Origin of the sequence: Aedoeadaptatus coxii, from assembly GCF_001553115.1 — a bacterium.
Classification (GTDB): Bacteria; Bacillota; Clostridia; order Tissierellales; family Peptoniphilaceae; genus Aedoeadaptatus; species Aedoeadaptatus coxii.
Genome location: NZ_KQ960182.1, coordinates 1 through 23,093 on the forward strand (window position 1 = coordinate 1; position 23,093 = coordinate 23,093).

At 40.5% G+C, this 23,093-nt stretch carries 19 protein-coding genes, 2 tRNA genes and 1 pseudogene; 21 read left to right on the forward strand and 1 reads right to left on the reverse strand.

The features are described from left to right. Positions 1-295: 295 nt before the first annotated feature. Positions 296-1,267 carry a helix-turn-helix transcriptional regulator gene (locus tag HMPREF1863_RS06810; protein WP_068369035.1) on the reverse strand — a complete coding sequence of 324 codons (972 nt, stop codon included), beginning with the start codon at positions 1,265-1,267 and terminating at the stop codon, positions 296-298. Positions 1,268-1,483: 216 nt separating this feature from the next. On the opposite strand from HMPREF1863_RS06810, the gene HMPREF1863_RS06815 reads away from it, so the two are divergent. The 21 genes and pseudogenes from HMPREF1863_RS06815 (at position 1,484) to plsX (ending at position 23,093) form a co-directional block, all read left to right on the forward strand. Then, positions 1,484-3,250, forward strand: a complete 1,767-nt coding sequence (locus tag HMPREF1863_RS06815; RefSeq protein WP_068369038.1) for an ABC transporter ATP-binding protein — start codon at positions 1,484-1,486, stop codon at positions 3,248-3,250. Continuing rightward, complete coding sequence (locus HMPREF1863_RS06820; RefSeq protein WP_012290752.1) at positions 3,243-4,991, forward strand: ABC transporter ATP-binding protein; 1,749 nt, start codon at positions 3,243-3,245, stop codon at positions 4,989-4,991. The genes HMPREF1863_RS06815 and HMPREF1863_RS06820 overlap by 8 nt, the downstream gene beginning before the upstream one ends. Then, entirely contained in the window at positions 4,978-5,202 is a 225-nt protein-coding gene (locus HMPREF1863_RS06825) for a FeoA family protein (RefSeq protein ID WP_002416391.1), read from the forward strand. Before HMPREF1863_RS06820 ends, HMPREF1863_RS06825 begins: the two co-directional genes overlap by 14 nt. A 3-nt stretch (positions 5,203-5,205) precedes the next feature. Next, the gene (gene feoB / locus HMPREF1863_RS06830; RefSeq protein ID WP_068369041.1) at positions 5,206-7,227 is read left to right on the forward strand and encodes a ferrous iron transport protein B; all 2,022 of its coding nucleotides are present in this window, start codon (positions 5,206-5,208) and stop codon (positions 7,225-7,227) included. Between the two features lie 12 nt (positions 7,228-7,239). Beyond that, on the forward strand, positions 7,240-7,473 hold the full coding sequence (locus HMPREF1863_RS06835; RefSeq protein ID WP_068369046.1) for a transcriptional regulator: 234 nt from the start codon (positions 7,240-7,242) through the stop codon (positions 7,471-7,473). Between the two features lie 262 nt (positions 7,474-7,735). After that, positions 7,736-7,882: pseudogene (locus HMPREF1863_RS06840) on the forward strand (sigma-70 family RNA polymerase sigma factor); the annotation flags it as partial. Positions 7,883-8,456: 574 nt separating this feature from the next. Further along, positions 8,457-8,816, forward strand: coding sequence for a YraN family protein (locus HMPREF1863_RS06845; protein ID WP_068369049.1), 360 nt, complete (start codon positions 8,457-8,459; stop codon positions 8,814-8,816). Between the two features lies 1 nt (position 8,817). After that, positions 8,818-10,344 (forward strand): YifB family Mg chelatase-like AAA ATPase, encoded by a 1,527-nt coding sequence (locus HMPREF1863_RS06850; RefSeq protein WP_068369053.1) that lies wholly within the window; start codon positions 8,818-8,820, stop codon positions 10,342-10,344. Next, positions 10,332-11,408 carry a DNA-processing protein DprA gene (dprA, locus tag HMPREF1863_RS06855; protein ID WP_068369055.1) on the forward strand — a complete coding sequence of 359 codons (1,077 nt, stop codon included), beginning with the start codon at positions 10,332-10,334 and terminating at the stop codon, positions 11,406-11,408. The genes HMPREF1863_RS06850 and dprA overlap by 13 nt, the downstream gene beginning before the upstream one ends. 23 nt (positions 11,409-11,431) lie before the next feature. Beyond that, on the forward strand, positions 11,432-13,522 hold the full coding sequence (gene topA, locus HMPREF1863_RS06860; RefSeq protein ID WP_068369058.1) for a type I DNA topoisomerase: 2,091 nt from the start codon (positions 11,432-11,434) through the stop codon (positions 13,520-13,522). Continuing rightward, complete coding sequence (locus tag HMPREF1863_RS06865; RefSeq protein WP_068369061.1) at positions 13,509-14,846, forward strand: GspE/PulE family protein; 1,338 nt, start codon at positions 13,509-13,511, stop codon at positions 14,844-14,846. Before topA ends, HMPREF1863_RS06865 begins: the two co-directional genes overlap by 14 nt. Positions 14,847-14,853: 7 nt before the next feature. Beyond that, the gene (locus tag HMPREF1863_RS06870) at positions 14,854-16,041 is read left to right on the forward strand and encodes a type II secretion system F family protein (protein ID WP_068369064.1); all 1,188 of its coding nucleotides are present in this window, start codon (positions 14,854-14,856) and stop codon (positions 16,039-16,041) included. A gap of 9 nt (positions 16,042-16,050) precedes the next feature. Continuing rightward, positions 16,051-16,416 (forward strand): prepilin-type N-terminal cleavage/methylation domain-containing protein, encoded by a 366-nt coding sequence (locus HMPREF1863_RS09160; protein WP_332309971.1) that lies wholly within the window; start codon positions 16,051-16,053, stop codon positions 16,414-16,416. Continuing rightward, entirely contained in the window at positions 16,413-17,114 is a 702-nt protein-coding gene (locus HMPREF1863_RS06880; RefSeq protein ID WP_068369070.1) for a prepilin peptidase, read from the forward strand. Before HMPREF1863_RS09160 ends, HMPREF1863_RS06880 begins: the two co-directional genes overlap by 4 nt. 58 nt (positions 17,115-17,172) lie before the next feature. Next, the gene (locus tag HMPREF1863_RS06885) at positions 17,173-18,645 is read left to right on the forward strand and encodes a hypothetical protein (protein WP_068369074.1); all 1,473 of its coding nucleotides are present in this window, start codon (positions 17,173-17,175) and stop codon (positions 18,643-18,645) included. Positions 18,646-18,653: 8 nt separating this feature from the next. Further along, complete coding sequence (locus HMPREF1863_RS06890; RefSeq protein ID WP_068369076.1) at positions 18,654-19,655, forward strand: AIR synthase family protein; 1,002 nt, start codon at positions 18,654-18,656, stop codon at positions 19,653-19,655. Between the two features lie 89 nt (positions 19,656-19,744). Next, entirely contained in the window at positions 19,745-20,983 is a 1,239-nt protein-coding gene (locus HMPREF1863_RS06895) for an N-acetylmuramoyl-L-alanine amidase (RefSeq protein WP_068369079.1), read from the forward strand. Between the two features lie 37 nt (positions 20,984-21,020). After that, positions 21,021-21,599, forward strand: a complete 579-nt coding sequence (gene rdgB, locus HMPREF1863_RS06900) for an RdgB/HAM1 family non-canonical purine NTP pyrophosphatase (protein ID WP_068369082.1) — start codon at positions 21,021-21,023, stop codon at positions 21,597-21,599. A 56-nt stretch (positions 21,600-21,655) separates the two neighbouring features. Next, a tRNA-His gene (locus HMPREF1863_RS06905) sits at positions 21,656-21,732 on the forward strand. Between the two features lie 38 nt (positions 21,733-21,770). Continuing rightward, a tRNA-Leu gene (locus HMPREF1863_RS06910) sits at positions 21,771-21,854 on the forward strand. Between the two features lie 303 nt (positions 21,855-22,157). Beyond that, positions 22,158-23,093 carry a phosphate acyltransferase PlsX gene (gene plsX, locus HMPREF1863_RS06915; RefSeq protein WP_068369085.1) on the forward strand — a complete coding sequence of 312 codons (936 nt, stop codon included), beginning with the start codon at positions 22,158-22,160 and terminating at the stop codon, positions 23,091-23,093.

Genomic DNA, 23,093 nt, shown 5'->3' on the forward strand with positions numbered 1-23,093 from the left:
ATTTTTTGTTGCACTTAGATTGTAAATTCAAGTTCAAAAAGAGCCTTTTCTTCTTCAGTTAGTTTAATTTCAAGTCTTTCGTTTCTTATTCTATTTGCCATAGTTAGTTCCTCCTTTGAATGTATTTCGGGGTCTTAGGGTTCTCCCTAACAAGCTAAAATTTGATAAAAAAAGAAGCAGATCCCCAAGGGCTGCTTCGTCAATTTTTCCGTAAGTGTCCGTACACTTACTGTGCTTGCTCAAAAGAATAAATTAGATAGCAAGCGTTAAGCACACACTGAATTCTAATATTAGGTTATGTAATCGTACTTCTATATTTACTTGGTGTGATTCCATAAGTTGATTTGAATATTTTAGCAAAATGTCCTGTGTGTGTATAGCCAACTTTTTCTGCTATCGTAGATATTTTATACTCAGGATTTTTCAGCAATAATAATGCCTTATTAAGCCTTAATTCTTTTAAGTACTCGTAGGGAGGAACACCGTAGTATTTGCGAAAAGCTAATTGAAATCGTGCAGGACTCATTAAAGCAATTTTAGAGAGTTCAAGTCCGTCAATATGAACCGATAAATCTTTTTTCATAGCCGATACAGCCCTTTTCAGATTTTGCTTATCTTTTTTAGTTAAGACAACGGATATATTTTTTTCCTTTTCTTCTAACCCTGTAATTATGATAGATAATAGTTCCATAACTTTGCCTTCCAAATATAAAGGCAAAATCTTTCCTTCGGCTTGGGATTCTCTTATCTGTTGAAATATAAAATTCAACTGCGGAGAATTTTGAGTTTTTAACAAATAAGAATTAAGAATCTTTGCTTTTTCATATTCAAAATCATCATATTTTAATTTTAAGAAAGTATCAAAGTATTCTTTGGTTAGGATTATTTTCGTAAACTTTACAGGCTTATTTGCCTCACAATAGGTATAAGTTTTCTTTTCTGTATTTAAGTAACAATATATACCTTTTTCTACATTATTTAACTTTCTGCCACCGACTTTAAATGAACTGCTTTCTGTTTCAAATTGGCTAATCTCTAAATACTTTTCAGATACTTCGGTTATTTTCTCCATTGTTTCATTTGGAGTAAAGTCAGCAATTAAAATTAGAATTAAACTGCTGTCAAATTTTAGTATGCGAAAAGTACCTTTGCCAAAATGGGGATCTATTTGAAAGATTTGTTTGTTTTCAGTTGATAAAGTTGGAACAGGAATAAAAGGAGCGTCATGTACTAAGTTTGTTAAATAATCAATAACTGTTCTATCCATCAATTCTGCTCACCTCTTTTAATATCACAAATTTATTTAATTATATCTCAAATTTATAAAATTGAAAATAGAAATACTGATGAAAAGCTTACAAATAAAGGGATTACAAGGAATACCGAAATTCATGGTTAGATTTTTAGTTATAAAAAATTAGCTTTATAATAAGTGTAGTTAGTTAGATATAGCTAACGGTCAGGAAAGGAGATGGAATAACTAATGGAAAAAAAGAAGACAGGGATATCTTATGTATTCCAATTAGCAAAAGATGAGAGAAAAAAGCTACATTTAGGAATGTTTTTATCTGTCATTTCTGCGGCTTTATCATTAGTTCCTTATTTTGTAGTTTATAAGATATTACTAATGATATTCCAGAAAAATATTTCGTATACAGAAATTTTAATGTGGGCAGGTATAGGAATTATAAGTGCTGTTTTGCAAGCAATACTAATGTCCTTTGCGGGCATTTTATCTCATACAGCAGCTTTTAACACAATACACAGAATTAAGCTGAAAGTTGTAAATCATATTTCAAAATTTAATTTGGGATTCTTTCAAGAGCATGCCCCCGGAGAAATTAAAACATTGTTGTTTGATGATGTAGATAGAGTTGAAAATTTTTTGGCTCATAGCACTTTGGAATTAGCTCAGGTAGCAGTTGTTCCGGTTATTATGTTCATTTTCATGTTGAAATTAAATTGGATGATGGCACTTGTTATGCTTATTCCTATGATTTTGGGATTAGGAATTCCTATGATGCTAATGAAAAATTATCCGGATATGTCAACGGAGCTATCCGAAGATATTGCTGATTTAAATGCTTCGGCAAACGAATTTATAAAGGCTATGCCTGTAATAAAAATGTATCATTTAACAGCAGAAAAATTTGAACAATATAGAAGCTCATTGAATGCGTATATTACTTGTTGGAAAAAGATGTGTATGAGTTCTTGCTATCCTTTATCAATAACTTTAGTGGTTTTGGATTCAGCAATCTTATTTACATTGCCGTTCGGAGGATATTTCTTTTTGAGAAATTCTTTATCAGCAACATCCTATTTGCTATTTATTATGCTTACAATGTGCTTTTTTGTTTCGTTCTTAAATATGGTAACAATCTTTATGCAATCTATGGAGCTTGGAAGTGGATTGGATAACATAAAAAAAATAATGGATATGGATGAATTGAAAGACGGAACAAAAATCATAAACAAGAATGAGTGTATGAAAATAGATTTTAAAGACGTTACTTTCAGTTATGACGATGAAGAAACAAAAAATAAAGCATTACAACATATAAATTTATCCTTAAAACCGAATACAATAAATGCTTTTGTGGGACCTTCCGGTGCAGGCAAGACAACTGCTGCACAATTGATTGGGAGGTACTGGGATGTAACAAGTGGAGCAATTAAAATTAACGGCATACCGATCAATGAATTAAAAATAGATAATTTGATGGATATTACATCATTTGTTTTTCAAGATGTATTTCTTTTGGAGGACACTCTCTATGAGAATATTCGTATGGGAACAGATGCAGATGAAAATAAGATTATTGAGGCTGCAAAAGCAGCACAAATTCATGACTTTATTATGAGTTTACCGAATGGATATCAGACAAGAATCGGGGATCAAGGGGTGAAATTGTCAGGTGGACAGCAACAAAGAATCTCAATCGCTAGGGCAATACTCAAAGATTCTCCAATTATTATTTTTGATGAAGCAACTTCCTATTCAGATATAGAAAATGAGTACCAGATACAGTTAGCACTTCAAAACTTGTTGAAAAATAAAACAATCATTATGATTGCTCATCGTTTGCATACTATTAAGAATGCAGATCAAATTGTTGTATTTGATGAAGGGGAAGTCGTAGAGGTTGGAACACATAAAACTCTTTTAGAAAGAAAAGGGGTCTATGAAAGTATGTGGAATACATACACAAAAGATTACTTTGGAGAGGGGGTAACTGGAAATGCTTAAGATTATTAGAACACTTCTGAAAGATAAAAAAGAAAAATTGTATTTACCGATTTTTCTAATGGTTATTGATTCGATAGGAAGCATTGTTTTGTATTTAATGCTCTATTTTACCGTAGTTAGTATATTGCAAAATACATTAACTAAAACCTTAATCATAGAATATACGGTAATATGTTTCATCAGTATGATTGCAAGGATACTGATTTATAGGCATGCATACTATTTGAGCTTTTCAAGAGGAGCTGAAATGTGTGGAGATATGCGTTTGGATTTAGCAAATCATTATAGGAGTTTGAGCCTTGGTCATTTCCAAAAAAATAGTAGTGGTTATCTATTATCAACTCTTACAAAGGATTTGAGTAGTTTTGAACTGATCATAACGCACACTTTACCATCGGTTATTAAAACGGCAGTTACAGCAATATTGATTTTATTAGGCACATTTTTTATCGATTGGAAGCTCGCATTATTAGAGTGTTTAGTATTGCTTATCGCATATCCTATGTTGATATGGGGCAACAAATTGATAGAAAAATACGGGGCAAGAAAAAGAAATTTAAATTCTAAGATGATTTCTATTATTTTAGAGTACATTCAAGGTATGAAAGCGTTTAAGTCAGCTAATATGACAAGTGAACATTTTGAAAGAATGATAAATACACTTGAAAATGTTAGAAAGACAAGCGTAAACGCAGAAAAGAAAATGGCGTTACCTACAAGTATGTACTTTATCACAGTTAACTTTTTGCTTCCGATAGTTCTTCTTATAGGAGGATATTTGCTTATAAATGGTAGTGTTAGAACTGAACAGTTTGTGGCTTTTATGCTTATGAGTTTAGCATTATCTGCACTTCTTATTGCCTTTCAACATTCCTATGGACTATTGAAAGATTTGAAATTAGCTGCAAGTAATCTTGAGAAAGCTTATGAAACGAAGCCATTGCCTTATTCTGAAAATGAAGTTGAATTAGAAAATTTTGATATTCAATTTAAGAATGTAAATTTTTCTTATGATAGAAATAAAACGATTCTGAACAATATTTCTTTTGAAGCAAAAGAGGGGACTTCTACAGCTTTAATTGGTCCTTCCGGTGGAGGAAAAACTACAATCGCTAATTTGATTGCAAGATTTTGGGATGTAAATAGTGGAGAAATTATAATTGGTGGAAAAAATATAAAATCCATAAAACCTGATGTGTTGCTTAAATATGTTAGTCAGGTTTTTCAAGATAATGTACTGTTAACCGATACTGTTTATAACAATATCAGGGTTGGAAAACCTAATGCAACAAAGGAAGAAGTTTATCAAGCTGCAAAATTAGCTTGTTGCCATGAATTTATTTTGAAAATGAAGGATGGATATGAAACGGAAATAAAAGATGGAGGAAGTACATTATCCGGCGGTGAACGACAAAGGATTGCTATTGCAAGAGCGATTCTGAAGGATGCACCAATTCTTTTGTTGGATGAATCTACAGCTTCTCTTGATCCTGATAATGAAGCTAAAATCAATAATGCTTTGGAGCATTTAATGCAAGGAAAGACAGTTTTTGTTATTGCTCACAGATTGAATACCATTAAAAACGCTAATCAAATTATTTTGATAAATAACGGAAGAATTGAAGAACAAGGGAATCATAATGAACTTTATGGAAAAAAAGGACATTACTATGAAATGGTAAATACACAGGAAAGAGCGAAAAAGTGGATGATAAAGGAGAATAGTTATGGAGAGGCTTAGTACTTTGAAAGAAAAGACAAAAGGTAAAGTTGTTGAAATTATTGGTGATACACATTTTCAAAGCAGAATAATATCTATCGGAATAACTGTCGGAAGCGATGTTGAAGTTATCCAGAATTATAAAAAGCAACCTATTCTCATTTATTGCAGAGATACGATGATAGCTGTCAATAAGATAGAGGCGGAGAAAATAATGATGGAGGTACTTTGAGGTATGAAGAAAATAACGATTGCTTTGTTGGGGCAGCCTAATTCCGGAAAATCAACTTTGTTTAATGGGTTGACAGGCTCAAATCAACATGTTGGAAATTGGCCGGGTAAAACCGTTGAGAAAAAAGAAGGTGAGTTTTCATATAAAGGCACTACTTATAAGATTGTAGATTTACCCGGAGCATATGGATTATCAGCAAATTCAGAGGAAGAAGTTATAACAAGAGAATATATAGAAACCGGGAACGCAGACCTAATTGCTATTATGGCAGATGCTTCACAATTAAATCGAAGTCTATTTATGCTCTCTGACTACATTGGAATAAATATTCCGGTTGTCTTAATCATGAACATGATGGATGTTGCTACAAGTCAAGGGAAAAATATAAATATAAAGGGGTTACAAAAATCCTTGAATATACCTGTCATTCCTATCGTTGCGGCAGATAAAAAGGAATACAAAGAGTTTTATGCTTTTCTGGAGCATTCAGATAGAGGAAAAATTTTATCTGACGAAAATTTAGAAAGGGCATATGAAAATATTGTTGGAGATAACTATAAGCTATTAAAAAAACATATCCCTGATAAAGGTATAGCTGTATTTTCAAAGTCGTGGATTATCGGAAAATTATTAGATCAGGATGCAAAAGTAATTGCGTTAGTAAAAGATAATGTTGAAAAAGTCGAATTTGAAGAAATAGAGAACGTATTAAAAAGCATAAAAAATGGCAATTTAATAACCGGTAATTGTAAATTTGAATGGATAGATAAACTTATCAATGCAAATGTTATTCAGAAAAAGAGAGTATTTAAGAGAAGCAAATTTGATCGTATAGCCACAAGTAAAGCTTTCGGAAAACCTATGGCTATCGGAGTTATCATTTTAGGATTAGTTGCTTCTATGCTCATCGGATTTCCGCTAATGGGGTTATTTGGGTTTGTTATACCTAAAATATCAACATTGTTGGCAAAGGGGCTTGTCGCCATTGGAGTATCAAATTGGCTGATTTCACTTTTGTGTGGAGCCGTAATGACTGCAATTACTTTTGCATTGCAAATGGCAAGTTATGTATTGGGAATTAGCTTAGTATTTGGATTCTTGGAAGATGTAGGATATATGGCAAGAGTTTCCTATGTCTTTGACAACACTATGTCGAAATTAGGATTGCAAGGAAAAGCAATTATGCCGTTCTTGTTAAGTTTCGGCTGTAATATAGGTGGAATCACAGGAACGAGAGTAATTGATTCATGGGGACAGAGGGTTATGACGATTGCATTATCTTGGGTAGTCCCTTGCGGGTCAACATGGGGAGTAGTCGGGCTTGTTACAGGAACATTCTTCGGAAAACAGGCAGTATTTGTGATATTAAGCCTATTTGCAGTTGCTTTTCTACATTTACTAATCACATATAGGATTTTCAGAAAATCGCTTTATGAGGGAAGTGAACATTTTGGAATGATTATGGAACTTCCACCATATCACAAGCCACATTGGAAAAATTTACTTTCTTCTGTAATGAATAGGATGGGAAATGTACTGAAAAGGGCATTGAGTATCATTATCCTTATTTCTGTTATATTTTGGATTCTTGCCTATACGCCTGATGGAAATATAGCTAACAGCCTTATTTATAAAGTAGGAACATTTATAGAGCCTGTAACAAAATTGTTTGGGTTACCATGGCAATTATTTATGGCTTTTGTTGCTTCTGCAATGGGAAAAGAATCGGCATTAGGAGTAATGGCATCATTATTTACTTCTTCAGGAATATGGCATGCAGTTGAGGTTAAAGGGACAGTAGATACCGCTATTCTAAGCAATAATATGTTGACAATGATTTCAAAGCCGGAAGCCTTAGCATTTACTTTTGCCTTTTTCTTCAATATGCCTTGTTTGATGGCTCTTGCAGCTACCGCACAAGAAACACATTCAAAAAAATGGACGATAAAAATAGCACTGTATTATATATTATCGGCTCTAATTATATCTTGTGTTGCGTATCATATTGGACTACTGATTTTTTAAGGTGTGATAAGTATGCTTATACAACTATTAGAAGTATTGAAAAAGAAAAAGACTTGCACTTTGCAAGAACTTGCTGAACTGACAGGTGAGGATTTAGATAGTGTAAAAATGAAAATTGAATATCTCGAAAATAATGGATATTTGGTAAAAACTAAAAGGTCTGCAACAAGTAAATGCCAAAGTCAATGTTTGGGATGCTCGAATTGTGTTGTTAATCAAGATGATATTTGGATTGTAAAAGATTGATAATAAACGGTAAATAAATGGAGGAATAAAATGGGAAAGTCTATATGTTTATTTCAAATAATAAGTCGCAATAAAAATAGCCCTTTTTTCTATAGACTTTATATCTGTCAGTCTTTTCATATACTCACTCGTCTAAACAATTAAATACAATTAAGTAAAGAACGGGTTTCGTTCATTTTAGAGGACTTCGTATGCCAAGATGCAGGAGTCCTCCTTTTTTGTCTGAAAAACAAACAGATAAAAAAGAAATGGAGGAAACTTTATGGCAAAAGAGTATTACCTTTATGTCGGAGGACAAAAGGTGAAAGTCAGTGAAGATATTTATAAAGTCTACTGGCGAGAAAAAGAACACGAAAAGTATTTAGAGCAGGTGGACAAGAAAAACCACTTGCTCTTTTTTTCATCATTGATGAATAAGTTGAAAGCATTGTCTGGATATCTTTGTTATCGACTTTGAGTTATCCCATAAAAATTCGAATTGGTGGATTCAGATGGCCAATCTGTTTTTAAAAGTGGGGGAAAGTTTTATGCCGAAGATGACGAAGATGATATACCACGACCGATCAATCCGTTTGCGTTACAAAGGGGAAGGATCATGAAGTTACTTTTTCAGGCTTACTCAGCACTGAAATGATCGACCATTTGAATCAAATTACAAGCCGGAACTTTGCCATGACATAGATTCCTATTGTCCTTTCAACATTCTGGAAATCGGAGAAAAATTTTGTAGTGTGCATTATGTAAGGGAACTTTACCTTACCAATTTAACGCCTGACGAACGAGGTGAAGTTGAACAAATACTTCTGCCCCTATTTCAATTCCTAAAAATCGATAGGTTTAAATTTGAATGAAATAGTAAAAGAGCAGTAAAATAAAGAGCCTCTACGAGAAAAGTGAGAATTTTAATATGAGATGAAACGGTTTTATATTGTAAATTACCCTTCATTATTATATATTGAAATAGAAAACACGGAGGAGGCGCTATGAATCTCGGACAAGTTGGCGAGGAGTTGGCTGTTCGCTTTTTAAAGGAGCGGGGCCACGAAATAGTGGAGCGAAATTTTCGTTTTGCCCATGGTGAAATCGATATCATTAGCTTTCATAAAGGCGTATTGATTTTTACGGAAGTCAAGACCCGCAGAAGTGAGCGTTATGGGCGACCTATGGAGGCGGTGGACAGTTTTAAGCGTCGGCAAATTTTTACGACGGCGGAATATTTTCTTTCCACTCAATCCATTCGCTATCATTCGACTCGCTTTGATGTAATCGAAGTGTTTATCGGAGAGCAATCCATGATTCATTACATAAAAAATGCTTTTAACGGGAACGATTTGGAGGCGTGAGATGTATGCAAGAGTAAAAACATGCAGCCTTGAGGGACTTGAGGGCTTTGTCGTCGAGGTGGAATGCGATTTAGGTCGCGGACTGCCGCGTTTTTTAATGGTAGGCCTGCCCGACGCGCAAATTCGTGAATCCGGCGAACGCGTACATTCCGCTATTAAAAACATCGGCATGCCCTACCCGCAACAAAAGATTACGGTTAATTTAGCGCCTGCCAACCGCCGCAAAGACGGCTCCCAAATGGATCTCGCCATCGCCATTTCCGTTTTATCGGCTCAGGGACTTTGCGATCCGGAGCTTGTGGAACAGTACATATTTTTAGGCGAACTGCAATTAAACGGCGAGGTATCCGGGATTCGAGGTGCTTTACCTATGGTGGCGTCTCTACGGGAATTGGGTTATAAAAAATTCATCGTTCCTAAGGAAAATGAAAAAGAAACGGCAGTTATTGAGGATGTATCTATTTATTCTGCGTCAAATTTAAGGGAAGTCGTCGACCAGTTAAATGGGGAAGGATCTATCACTCCTGCACAAGCTCCTGAGCCTGATGAAGAGGATCGTCTCTATACTTTGGATTTCTCAGATATTAAAGGACAAAGCGGCTTAAAGCGTGCTATGGAAGTGGCGGCGGCAGGAGGTCACAATCTCTTAATGATCGGTCCGCCGGGAAGCGGGAAGAGTATGAGCGCCAAAAGGCTTCCCACCATTTTGCCGCGAATGGCATTTGACGAGGCGGTGGAAGTGACGAAAATCTATTCGGTATCCGGGGAATTGACATCCAGCGGCCTTATGACCGAGCGACCTTTCCGCGCACCGCACCATACGGCGTCGGGGGTGTCTTTAATCGGCGGTGGTCGCATACCGAAACCCGGCGAAATATCCTTAGCCCATCGCGGCGTCTTATTTCTCGACGAACTTCCCGAATTCCAAAGTAAAGTTCTCGAAGTTTTACGGCAACCGATGGAGGACGGTGCCATTCACATTTCACGGGCTCAGGCAAGGCTAAAATTCCCCGCAGATTTCCAGCTGGTGGCGAGTATGAATCCGTGTCCCTGTGGTTATTACCAAGATCCTCATCACGAGTGCAGTTGTAGTATGCAGCAGATAAAAAAATACTTGGGAAAAATTTCCCATCCTCTCTTGGATCGCATCGATTTACAGGTGGAAGTCAAGCCTGTCAATTACGACGATATGAAGACTATGGAAAAGGGCGAAACATCGGAAGTGGTACGGGAACGTGTTGAAAAAGCCCGCGCTCTCCAGAGAGAGCGATTTAACGGCACCGCTATTCGTACCAATGCGGATATTCCCGAAAATTTAATCGATCAATATTGTAAGCTTAAGGAATCGTCGCAGAAGCTGTTGGATATGGCGTATAAGAAATATAAATTCAGCGGACGTTCCATTCATAAAATATTAAAAGTGGCCCGTACGGTAGCAGACCTTCGCGGAGAAGAAGATATAAGCGATGAAGATGTATTGGAGGCCATTCGCTATAAAACCGTGGAGGGAAAATATTGGTCGGAATAAGTGAAACCCTTAGAAAACTTTTTATTCGATTATCCCTCGCCGGCATGGCCTGCGATGAGCTTTTACAAGTTTACGGATTGCTTGCCGAAGACGAGCAGCTTTCTTTCGACGATCGAATCGATTTCAGTAAGCTAGGCCCCTTGAAAGAACGGGTGGAGTATTATCTGGCACAAGACATTCAAAGGCGAAAAGAGTTTATCGAAAATCACTGCATTTATGTTCTGGTCGTAGGCGACGATTTTTATCCTGAAAAACTCGCCCTTACGCCGAATCCTCCGGTGGTCATGTACGCTATCGGGAATATCGAGTTGATGGCGCGCCCTGCACTTTCGGTAGTAGGAGCCCGTAAACACACGCCTTACGGTCAGAAGATGTGCAAAAAGTTTGTCGGGCCTTTGGCGGAGCGAGGGCTCGTTATCGTCAGCGGTTTAGCCCTCGGAATTGACAAGCTTGCCCATATTGAAGCGTTGGACGCCGACGGCGACACCATTGCCGTTTTAGGAAACGGTATCGGGGAGTGTTTTCCGAAGAGTAATCGGAGCGTCTATGAACGTATTTTAAAAAAGGGTCTCGTTTTAAGCGAATATCCGCCCTTTACGCCGCCGAAGCCTTTCCGTTATCCTGAGAGAAACCGAATTATTTCCGCTCTCGGCGACGGTACATTAGTAGTAGAGGCAAAGGAACGGAGCGGTTCTCTCATTACCGCTCGTCTTTCGGCGGAATACGGGAAAGAGGTGTTCGCCATTTGCGGTAATTTGGATTCTATCTACAGCAGAGGATGCAATCGCCTCATTTTAGACGGTGCGCAAATGGTATTGGATGTGGATGATATTGCCGAGGATCCCGTATTTAATTTAAAAGAAGAGAAAAAAACAGTGGATTTATCACAACTCTCTTTGGAAGAAAAAAGATTGTATGATAGTATAAAGAACGGCAATCAAACGACTGAATCACTTGCAGTCGATCTCGGGTGGGATATGACCGAGATATTAGCTCGTTTAACCATGTTGGAATTAAAGAATTATATAACAGGTGTCGATAGTCAAAGCATTGAACTTTTATAAGAGTTCGAGGAAGAGGGATTTTTTTGGCAAGAAATTTAATCATTGTGGAGTCGCCTACGAAGGCGAAAACCATTCGGAAAATGGCCGGAAGCCATTATAAAGTTGTGGCCACTGTAGGCCATATTCGCGATCTACCGAAATCGAAACTCGGGATCGATACGGAACACGATTATGAACCGAAGTATATTAACATTCGGGGAAAAGGGCCGGTTATAAAAGAATTAAAAAACGAAGCAAAAAAAGCTAGCAAAGTATTGCTCGCGACCGACCCGGATAGAGAGGGAGAAGCCATTAGCTGGCACTTGACCCATATTCTAGATCTCGATCCCAAAGACAATGTGCGCATTTCATTTAATGAAATTACGAAGGATGCGGTTAAAAACGGCATAAAAAACCCGCGGCCCATCGACATGGAACTTGTCGATGCGCAACAGGCTCGCCGTATTTTAGATCGTCTCGTCGGTTATAAAATCAGTCCGTTGTTATGGAAAAAAGTAAAATCCGGTTTAAGTGCCGGCCGCGTGCAATCGGTAGTTTTAAAAATCATTTGCGACAGGGAAGAGCAGATCAGTGAATTTGAGCCGTCCGAATATTGGACGATTATGGCGAAGCTTTTAAAGAATCGCAAACATATAGAAGCAAAATACGCCGGCCGTTTAAAAGGCGGACGCGTGGAATCAGTACCTTTGGCGACAAAACAAGATGCCGACGATGTCTTAAAACGAATGGACAAGGAAAAATTCATCGTTCACGACATCCAAAAAGGCACGCGCACACGTCGCACGTTGCCGCCCTTTACCACCTCCACCATGCAGCAGGAAGCAAACAAGCGGTTGAATTTTTCCACGCGAAAGACCATGCAAGTGGCGCAAAGACTTTATGAAGGTATTACCGTACCGGGCGAAGGATCCGTCGGTTTAATCACGTATATGCGTACGGATTCGACGCGCATCGCCGAACAAGCTGTGGCAAAGACAAAATCATATATTTTATCAACCTACGGGAAAGAGTACTCCAAGCCCTCGACCTGGTCGAAGAAAAAGGAAAACACACAAGATGCCCACGAATGTATTCGTCCAACCGATGTTTTGCGTACGCCTTTTGAATTGAAGGACAGTTTGGGAAAAGATGAGTATAAACTGTACCAACTCATTTGGTCTCGTTTTGTAGCGTCTCAAATGACGGGGGCAGAATATGCGACGCAAAAAGTAAAACTGCTCAGCAACGAAGAGCTCTTTCAATTAAACGGCAATACTTTGGTATTCGACGGTTTTCTACGTGTTCTTTCCTCCAAGGATCAACAGGATAAGGAAATTCCGGCGCTGGAAAAGGGCGAATCTCTAAAAGTTAAAGAAATTTTGCCGGAGCAACATTATACGCAACCGCCTGCTCGCTATAATGAAGCGTCGCTGATTAAGTTATTGGAAGAACTTGGAATCGGTCGCCCCAGTACCTATGCACCGATTATTAATACGCTTCTCGCTCGCTACTATGTGGTAATTGAGGAAAAACGATTTGTACCGACAGAATTAGGGGAGACGGTCAACGGTTTGTTGACAGAATATTTCCCCATGTTTGTCGATGAAGAATTTACAGCCAATATGGAGCACAGTTTAGACTCGGTGGCCGACGGCGAGTTAACCTGGCAAAAAGCAGTGGACCCCGTCTATAAAAAACTCGTGGGCTATTTAGATCAAGCGGAAAAAGAAATCGAGAAGGTTGAAATTCGCGACGAGCCCACCGATGTGATCTGCGATAAATGCGGACGCAATATGGTGATAAAAATGGGTCGCTACGGAAAATTCCTCGCTTGTCCGGGATTTCCCGATTGCCGCAACACCAAGGCTTTGGTGGAAACCATCGGCGTCAAGTGCCCTAAATGTGGGAAAGGCGAAGTCGTCATTAAGCGAAGTAAAAAAGGCCGCAAGTTTTTCGGATGCGATCAGTATCCTACCTGCGACTTTGTGTCGTGGGATCAGCCCATTGAGGAAAAATGTCCGAAATGCGGCGACGTGCTTACGGTAAAACAAACGCGCAAAGGTAAACGCATTAAATGCCATAATACGGAATGTGATTATGTCAGATGGGAGAGCGGGGAGAATGAAGAGAAATGATGGTATTGGCTTAGCATCAAAATTCGGAATCGAGTTTCTCGGTGAAAAGAATAATCTCGCTTATTTTCGCGGAGATGCCATTTCCGCTGAAATCCGTGACGATTTAAAGGATGCCCTCGGAAGAGACGTCGTCATCCTTAAATCGTCGGAAGTAAATCCATTAGAACTTAAAACGAACCGCTCGAAATCTTCTCTCGGTGCGGTCGCTTTAAGTGAGCAAATTTTAAGAGACGGCATTTTAAAGTGCTGTTCCGATGTGCATATCGAACCTGCCGATGGTCATTGGCGGGTTCGTATGCGTCGGAACGGTACTTTATTTTTATATGGGGAATACGACGACGACAAGTATTCCGAGTTGGTTACCCGTATTAAAATTATGAGTGAAATGGACATCGGCGAGCGCCGCCGTCCGCAAGACGGCAGGTTTACTGAAACAGTCGAGGGTAAACAAGTGGATGTTCGCGTGTCGGCGATTCCCGTAAAGGGAAGGGAAAAGCTCGTGTTGCGTTTGCTGGATCGGGAAGGCCTCGACTACACGCCGCAGGGTATCGGTTTAAGAGGGGAACAATTGGAAGACGTATTAAAACTTTTGCGCCAGCCACAAGGTCTTGTCTTGATTTGCGGGCCGACGGGAAGCGGAAAGACCTCCACGCTTTATACTTTTTTACAACTTTTAAATAAGGTGGAGCGAAATATATTGACCATTGAAGATCCCGTAGAATACGCCATCGACGGCATTAATCAAATGCAGGTTAATCAAAAGGCGAATATAACCTTTACCACCGGTTTGGAATCCATGCTCCGTCAAGATCCCGAGGTTATGATGGTGGGCGAAATCCGCTCAAAAGAGACGGCAGAAATCGCCTTGCGCTCTTCCATTACAGGTCATTTAATTTTTTCCACTCTCCACACTACAGATTCTCCCTCGGCCATGATTCGCCTAATGGATATGGGTGTAGAGCCCTATATGCTTTCTGCCGGCGTTATCGGCGTTATTTCCCAACGATTGGTACGCACGCTTTGTCCGAAATGCAAACGGCAAGTGGAAACTCACGATGATTATTTCGACATTCACGGCGACACCTTCGAGCCGGTAGGTTGTCCCCACTGCGATAGCGGATACATTGGGCGCGAGGCTGTTTTTGAATTACTGATCCTTTCGGAGACTGTTCGTAGTCTTATTAAACCGGGCGTAACATTGGATGCGCTTCGTAGCGAGGCAATGAAAGAGGGGATGGTAAGCTTGAGAGAATCACTTCGCAAAAAAATAATCGACGGAACCACCGGCATGGAAGAAGCTTATCGAACCATTATGACCTTGTAGGTGTGTTATGAAGTTTACATATAAAGCAATTAATTCAAATGCCGTCCTCGTCGCCGGTGAAATTCAGGCGGATTCTGTAAGGGACGCGGAAGAAAAACTTCGGCGAGAGAATCTGAAAATCGTAAACCTTCAAAGGGAAAAGCATCGATTGAAATTAAGTGTTCAACGTCGCTTGTCTGCCGAGCGTTTATCGATTCTATTTTCGCAAATGAGTTTAATGCTATCCGGCGGATTGGGCATTGCCACGGTTTTAAAATTGATCGAAAAAAACGCCAAGTCCTACGAGAAAAAGATCATCGGTGAACTGGCAGCTTATTTAGAAAGCGGAAAGCTTTTATCGGAAGCCGTTCTTTTAACCGGTGCCTTTCCCCCTTACGTCTCCGGCATGATTAAAAGCGGAGAATCGGCAGGTCGCTTGTCCACTGTTTTTGACGAGCTCGCCGTCTTTTTTCAAGAAGAACACGCCATGAAACAGAAAATGCTCAATGCTCTGGCGTATCCCGTGATCCTCATGATCACATCGGTGGTCGTTTTAAACATCGTACTTCAAACGGTGTTGCCCGTCTTTACGGAAGTATTTTCAAATGATCACGCCCAGTTGCCTGCCACTACGCGATTATTGATCGCCATCTCCGAACATCTTAATCGCTTCGGAAGTGTGTATCTCCTTATTTTTTCATTCGCTGTTTTGCTCTTTATCTTTTTAAAAAATTACGGCAAGACGAAAAAATCCGTGGAAAAGATGTTATATCATCTGCCGCCGCTGAAGCCTTTTTATAAAGATCTCTTCGAGCTGAGATTTTTACGAACGATGAAGATGCAAATCGACAATGGCGTCGATATGTTGCAGATTTTAGAAAACGGCGAAGCGTCTGAAACGAATAGCTATAAAGGGGATCGCCTTCAAGAGGTAAAAAAACATTTAATTCGCGGCGACAATCTTTCCCTCGCCATGGAAAAATCGAATTTGTTTAAAAAGGAAATTTGCACGTATATTTCCTTAGGGGAAGAATCATCCGCTCTTTCAGATATGCTCGCCATTGCCATTCAAATGGAAGATTACCGACAGAAAAATCGAGCGGAACGGATTGCCGTTTACATCGAGCCGGCACTTATCATTTTCATGGCGCTCATTGTAGGTTTTATTATTTTTTCAATCGCCATTCCCATGTTCGACATGGTCAATCATTTTTAGGAGGTTATGATGAAGAAAAAAGGTTTTACTCTTATTGAGCTTATTATCGTTATTGCAATTCTCGCGTTACTTATCGCCATTGCCATTCCGAAGTATCAACAATCGAATTTAAGCGCTCAGGCGACGACCCATAATGCCAATGTGCGAGCCATTAAAAACGCCGCTATCCTCTATTCTGTAGATAATCCCGATACGACATCGATCCCCATGAATAAGCTTCAACCATATCTCGAATCGAAAAAATTGCCGAAACCCGCCAAAGCATTGGGAAAAGGGGAATTTTCAGTAACACTTCAAGACGGTCAAGTCATCGTACATCCCGGCCCCGTAAAGGTTCAAGATAAAAAGCTGGTCGAAGATAACGATCAACAATGATCATCGCACTTTTAGCTTTTTTCACAGGAGCATCCATCAGTTCGTTTTTTAATGTGGTGATCGAGCGGAGAGAAAAGAAAGCGGATTGGATCTTTGACCGCAGCCGATGCGATCATTGTGGAAAGATTATTCCGTGGCAGTATTTAATCCCCGTGGTGGGCTACTTTCTTTCGAAAAAGTCTTGCACTTGCGGAGAAAAAATCTCTCCGCTTCATCCCGTAACGGAAAGCTTCGGCGGAATGATTGCGATTCTCGTGCTTTTCATTATTCAGGAAAGGGAAGTCGACGGCTTGGTGTTTAGCTTTCTAATGGCGTATTTCCTACTCGTCGCTTTGGAAGATATAAAATACAAGGAAGTCTACACCTTGGAACTTTTTCTATGTGCCGTTTTTCTGGGCATTTACAAAGTTATAGGCGAACCTCTTTACTTCTTATGCGGCGGCTTTCTCTTTATATTACTCGGCGCGATTTATCTATTATTTCCAAAAGGGTTCGGAGAAGGGGATATTTATTTCGGCTCGTTGTTGGCCCTTTTATTGCCGAGTATTTGGAGCAGTTATCTTTACTTTACCGCGAGTTTCGTGTTGGCGGCCGTTGTAGGTCTGGCATTAAAATGGAAAGGGGAAAGTGTACGTCACCTACCAATGTTTCCGTTTTTTCTGACGGGCTTTTTAACAGTTTATCTTTTTTTCGGATAATCTTTCGGTATCATAAAATTTTCAAATCCATAGGTTATAATATAATCAGGAGGATGGGATGAACTTATTTAATTCAAAACCGACCATCATTTACTTAGAAGATCGCGTCGGATATATAGCTACAAAAGGTAACGATAAAGAACAAACTGCCCCGGTAGCGTTTGACGTTCCCGCGAACGTCATCGAAGACGGGCGCATTAGAGACAACAGCCAGTTACACTATTTAATAAAACAAAATCTTGAAAAAGCAGGCGCGCCTAAAAGTCCGTGCCTCTTTGTCGTAAGCACAACCGATGCCGTAAACCGCACCATGCAAGTGCCTACTATGAGCGATAAAGAAATTCGTTCCCTCATTGATAATGAAAGCGACAATTTATTCGTTCAGAATTTAGAAGATTACCGCATGATCTATCACGATCTGGAAAGCGGGGAAGACATTCACCATTTGCTCATCAGCATCTGTGCAGAGGATTTAATTCAAGGCTATGTAGACCTTGCCAAAGGACTCGGTATTAAAATGACCGGTCTGCTTCCTCTTTCGACCTATCTCATGCAATACGCACATTTTTTAGGTGGCGGACGAATCGGCTTAATGGCGGCGACCCACGACGGTTTTTATTATGCACATGAAAACAGATATTACGGAAGAACCGAATCAAATGATGCATTAGCCGATCTGTTGGACCGCCACGATATCGAATTTTCCGATCTTTTGCGCGTTTATGAAGGCCAATACGATGAGCGAATCGTCGATATCGACCGCGACGCATTTCGTAGAGAATTGGAATCTTCTTTTTACGACGCTCTAAGCCATATTGAAAACATTGGCAATGATTTTGCTCTCGAAGACCATAAACTTCTTACGGGATCTCTTGCCGAATGCGGGCTTTACAGTGACATTACAACGGATTCCGAGTACACTCTATTGCCGCTGGACGACATTTTTTCATTGGCAACGGATCATAAAGACGACTTAAAATTCTTCTCGAAAAAAGAATCGGGAACAACTTTCGATAAAAAATTAATTCTACCCATAGTTATCGTCGTTGCAGCCTTCGCGATTCTCGTCGGATCCTTTATGTACGGCGAAAAAATCAAACAGGAAAATCGCGAACTGATCGTCGAATCTACAAAACAACAAGAGCAGGAAGAAGCGGAAGCATCACAATCCGATCATGGCGGAGATCAAGTAGATATCGCTGATATTATTACCAAGGTTAAGAATTCTGCGCCGGACAGCATAACGGTTACTAACTTGGATTATCAAAGCGATACGCTGGCGATTTCCGGAGAAACGACAGATTCCGCCGCTATTGAAAGCTGGAAAAATGAACTTGAAAGCGTCCTCGGCAAATCCGTAAACGAAGAGCCCACAGCGACTATAGGTGATACCATTTATTTTAAATTCACTGTGCCCCTCCAAGGAGACGCTTCCAATAGTGAGGAACAATCTACTGACACAGGCGAAGATTCGAGTTCCGATCTACATGAAAATAGTGGAACCGATAGTAATCAGGGACAAAGCCTGTAGGAGTGTTTATGAAACGATACGACAAAGTAGGGAAACTTCCAAATGATGAACTGGACGAGCTTATTCTTTCAAAAATTAAAAATCGTCGCCCCGAAATCATCGGCGGTTCATCCATAGGTGAAGATACAGCAGTATTGGATTTAGAAGGGGATTACGTCGTTTTGAGCAGCGATCCCATAACGGGCGCGGCAGATCATCTCGGCACCCTTGCGATCAATATCAGCGTCAACGATATATCGACAAAATCAGCCGACGCCGTTGGGGTGTTGCTTACGTTACTTTTGCCGGTGAATACTACTTCAGTGGAAATCGAAAAAATAATGTACGACGCTCAAAAGGCGGCTGATGACGTCGACATGGATATCATCGGCGGCCACACGGAAATTACCGATGCGGTGACAAAGCCCGTCATGGTCTCGACAGTAGTCGGACGCGTAAAAAAGAACGCTATGCCCGATGCCCGTGCGATCCGGCCCGGATACGTTGTCGCCATGACGAAATACGCCGGCTTGGAGGGCACCGCCATTCTGTGCAATGATTTCGGCGAAGAATTAAAGGCCATCGGCGACGATATTCTTTCCAAGGGAAGATCCTTGATTGGCAACACGAGTGTTCGGCGAGAAGGAGAAATCGCCTCTAAATACCGTATCGGCTATATGCACGACGTAACGGAAGGCGGTATTGAAGGCGCTCTTTGGGAAGCGTCGAAAGCTATCGGTAAGGGAATCGAAATCAATAAAAAAGATATTCCCATTCACGAATCCACCGAAAAAATAGCGGGGATGCTGAACATTAATCCTTATCGACTCATTTCCTCAGGCTCCATGGTCATCGTCATGGATGAACGTGATGTGGAAGACATGACGTGCGACCTTCAAAAGGATCAAATCTTGTTGACCGTTATCGGCAAAGTTGTGGAAACGGATCAAATGATTTTTGCAGATGAAGGCGTCGCCATTGAGGCGCCCGGCCCCGATGATTTGTTTAAAGCTATCGCTCAATTACAATAAAATTACAAAACATTTCATGCGTTGACTTTAATGGATCTTCTCTTCATAATTAATAATGACAAAATGTTACAAATTATGAGGAGGTTTTCATGAAACGATTATTTAAAACCCTTGCCCTCAGTATGGCCATGATGATGTCTTTATCCTCGTATGCCATGGCGAAGGGATCGAATGTTCAGATAAAAGTTAAAGGCGCGCGTAAAAATGTTGCAACTGCCAATGTAGTGGTTAACGGCTACAATCTAAAAAGTCGTTATGCGCCTTACGTGGATGGAAATCGCACCTTTGTACCTATTCGTGAATTGACGGAGTTAATGGGCGCCGATGTTCAATGGGATCAAGGAACAAAATCGGTTCGCATCAGACTTCGCAATCAAGACGTAAAACTCAAAATCAACAGCTCTGTCGTCTACGTCAACAATAAAAAAATGCAGATGGACAAACAATCCACTCCGAGACTTACGCAATACGTGCGTCAAAACGGCGACTACAAAACCATGGTACCCCTACGTTTTCTCTCGGAGAACTTAGGCTTTAATGTGCAATGGAACAATGCTGCACGGCAAGCCAGCGTGTCAAACGGTTCTGTTCAAGCTCCTCAAAAAAGAGTAAATCAAAATAACAAACCGGCAGTACCGCCGAAGCCGCAGGTCAAAAAGCCTAACACGGTCCCTGCAAATAAACCAAGTGTTGCAGTACAAGATAAGGGATCCAATCAAATAGAAGTTCCCCGTCGCGTTGAAAAGCCGAAAAATGGAAAACCGACAGTCGTCATCGATCCCGGTCATGGCGGCAAAGACAGTGGTGCTATCGGTGTCGATCGGTCCATGGAAAAAACTTGGGCTCTTAAAACGGCTCAACGTGTCGAAGGTTTACTGAGACAACAAGGCTATCAAGTCATTATGACGCGTACACGGGATGAGTATATCCAATTGGCGGAACGTGCCAGAATTGCCAACGATGCCAATGCCGACATTTTCTTAAGTATTCACTTTAATTCCGGTGGTAGCGAAAAACCGAGAGGGGTCGAAGTGCTTTATGCTTCGGAAAACAATGTTAGTCTAAAAAAACAAGCCGGCGATCAACGCCGTTTGGCCAATGAAGTTTTGAAATCGGTGTTAAAAGAAACGGGTATGAGCAGTCGCGGCATTAAAAATCGCCCGGAACTTGCCGTATTGCGTTTGACGAAGATGAATGCCGCACTTGTCGAAGGCGGATTTATGTCCAATCCCGATGAGATGGATATTATTAAATCGGATGCCTATCTCGATAAATTGGCGAGAGGTATCGTCAACGGTATCGTAAACTTTGATCAAAAATACTTGTAAGGAAGGCGGAAAGCCTTCCTTTTTTAAAGGAGAAACTATGAAAATCATTCTGTCCACAGACAACGCTCACAAATTAAATGAAATTGGAGAATTATTGGAAGGCAAAGTGCAGCTTCTGAGCAAAACGGAAGCGGGCTTCGGAGATCTCCATCCTGTTGAAGACGGCGATACGCTGGAAGCCAATGCCTTCATCAAAATAAAAGATATCCTTTGCGACGCTGATGATATTGTAATCGGCGACGATACCGGTCTTTTTGTTCATGCATTAAATGGGGAACCGGGCGTCTACTCTGCACGCTATGCCGGCCCGGAAGGAAACGATGAGAAGAATCGAAAAAAATTATTAAAAGCCCTGGACGGCGTGGAGGATCGCTCCGCTTATTTTAAAACGGTGATCGCCGTCAAACGAGGAGAAGAAAACTATACGGTAGAAGGAATTTGTCGTGGAAAAATCATTGAAGAGGAAAGAGGAAACTCCGGTTTTGGTTACGACCCTCTATTTGTTCCCGAAGGTGAGGAAAAAACTTTTGCCGAAATGAGCGATGAACAAAAAAATGCCATTAGCCATCGAGGCCGCGCCTTGCAGGCATTTATTAAATCTATTAATTTAGCTTAAAAGCATTTGACATAAACCTTAATCGATGTTAACATGTATCTATCGTCAAATTTGTGGTGGGTATGGCCTAGTCGGTTAAGGCGCCAGATTGTGGTCCTGGAGACCGTGGGTTCGATTCCCACTATCCACCCCATAATCCTTTTAGGATTTAAACTCGCTTCGGCGAGTTCTGCGGGAATGGCGGAATTGGCAGACGCGCTAGACTTAGGATCTAGTGTCATTGACGTGGGGGTTCAAGTCCTCTTTCCCGCACCAATTATCATACGGTTAAGACGATAACGTATGACGACAACACCTTCGAGAGAGGGTGTTTTTTTATTTTCAATAGTTATACCGGGGAGCGATCTTGTGCTATGCTGACGATTTCTTTTCTCATTGTGAGGGCAACTTACAAGGCGTTATTCAACGTGGTGTACCGATTGGATTCTTTTATTCTATAAAATTGATTAATTTACCCATCGTCTTTTTATGCAATGTGTTGAAGATGACGGCGTGTTTATATTACAATGATGAAGATAGTGCACGGTATGTGCGTAAATTCTTTTCAAAGGGGTTATTATGAAAATAGCATATGATTGTCAGGGCGGAGATAACGCGCCCGAAGCTATTGTACGCGGTGCTTTGAAAGCCGCAGAAGTATTTAACTGTACGCCATATTTTTATGGCGATGCAGATCGTATAAAAGTAATTGACGGCGTCGATCCCGATTATGTGATCCACTGCAGCGAATCCATTGAAGGCGATGAGAGCCCGACGATGGCAATTCGAAAAAAGAAAGACAGTGCAATCGTTCGTGCTCTTTTCGATTTAAAGGAAGATCGCGTGGACGGTGTAATTAGTGCCGGCAGCACGGGCGCTTTATTGGCAGGCGGTATGTTTATCGTTTCGCGACAAGAAGGGGTGGAACGTGCAGCGCTTCCGGTAATCCTTACTGTCGGCTCTCAAACTAAACTATTATTGGATGTCGGTGCGAATATGGATGCTTCGCCTGAAATGCTCCTGAGTTTTGCCAAGATGGGTGCGGATTACCTTTCCCATGTGGAAGGAGTAGAGAATCCGTCCGTCGGGCTTTTAAATGTCGGGACGGAAAAAGGCAAGGGCAACCGTCAGACAAAAGATGCCTACGAACTTTTTGAAGAAAATCTTCCGAATTTTTACGGCAATGTGGAAGCGCGAGACGTTTTATTTAAAAGCAGCGATGTTATCGTGTGTGACGGATTCGCCGGTAATGTAATGTTGAAAAGCATGGAAGGGGTTATCGGTTACGTGCAACACGCGTTAAAAAGCGGATTGATGCGAGAAGATTGCAGTCCTGAAGTTCAAGCATGGGTTGGGAAGTTCGCAAAGGAAGCCCTTGGAGCTCTCGACTATACTCGATACGGTGGCGTGCCTTTATTGGGATTGAAAAAGCCCTTATTTAAAGCTCACGGTTCCTCAGATGAAGAGGCCATTGTATCGGCGACTAAAGCGTTAATTAAAATGATTAAAGAATAA

Coding starts and splice junctions, on each gene's coding strand:
- feoB (WP_068369041.1), top strand. CDS start 5,206: ATGAAGAAAATAACGATTGCTTTGTTGGGGCAGCCTAATTCCGGAAAA.
- HMPREF1863_RS06895 (WP_068369079.1), top strand. CDS start 19,745: ATGAAACGATTATTTAAAACCCTTGCCCTCAGTATGGCCATGATGATG.
- HMPREF1863_RS06890 (WP_068369076.1), top strand. CDS start 18,654: ATGAAACGATACGACAAAGTAGGGAAACTTCCAAATGATGAACTGGAC.
- HMPREF1863_RS06810 (WP_068369035.1), bottom strand. CDS start 1,267: ATGGATAGAACAGTTATTGATTATTTAACAAACTTAGTACATGACGCT.
- HMPREF1863_RS06835 (WP_068369046.1), top strand. CDS start 7,240: ATGCTTATACAACTATTAGAAGTATTGAAAAAGAAAAAGACTTGCACT.
- HMPREF1863_RS06885 (WP_068369074.1), top strand. CDS start 17,173: ATGAACTTATTTAATTCAAAACCGACCATCATTTACTTAGAAGATCGC.
- HMPREF1863_RS06850 (WP_068369053.1), top strand. CDS start 8,818: ATGTATGCAAGAGTAAAAACATGCAGCCTTGAGGGACTTGAGGGCTTT.
- HMPREF1863_RS09160 (WP_332309971.1), top strand. CDS start 16,051: ATGAAGAAAAAAGGTTTTACTCTTATTGAGCTTATTATCGTTATTGCA.
- HMPREF1863_RS06845 (WP_068369049.1), top strand. CDS start 8,457: ATGAATCTCGGACAAGTTGGCGAGGAGTTGGCTGTTCGCTTTTTAAAG.
- HMPREF1863_RS06880 (WP_068369070.1), top strand. CDS start 16,413: ATGATCATCGCACTTTTAGCTTTTTTCACAGGAGCATCCATCAGTTCG.
- rdgB (WP_068369082.1), top strand. CDS start 21,021: ATGAAAATCATTCTGTCCACAGACAACGCTCACAAATTAAATGAAATT.
- HMPREF1863_RS06820 (WP_012290752.1), top strand. CDS start 3,243: ATGCTTAAGATTATTAGAACACTTCTGAAAGATAAAAAAGAAAAATTG.
- HMPREF1863_RS06825 (WP_002416391.1), top strand. CDS start 4,978: ATGGAGAGGCTTAGTACTTTGAAAGAAAAGACAAAAGGTAAAGTTGTT.
- HMPREF1863_RS06870 (WP_068369064.1), top strand. CDS start 14,854: ATGAAGTTTACATATAAAGCAATTAATTCAAATGCCGTCCTCGTCGCC.
- plsX (WP_068369085.1), top strand. CDS start 22,158: ATGAAAATAGCATATGATTGTCAGGGCGGAGATAACGCGCCCGAAGCT.
- HMPREF1863_RS06865 (WP_068369061.1), top strand. CDS start 13,509: ATGAAGAGAAATGATGGTATTGGCTTAGCATCAAAATTCGGAATCGAG.
- HMPREF1863_RS06815 (WP_068369038.1), top strand. CDS start 1,484: ATGGAAAAAAAGAAGACAGGGATATCTTATGTATTCCAATTAGCAAAA.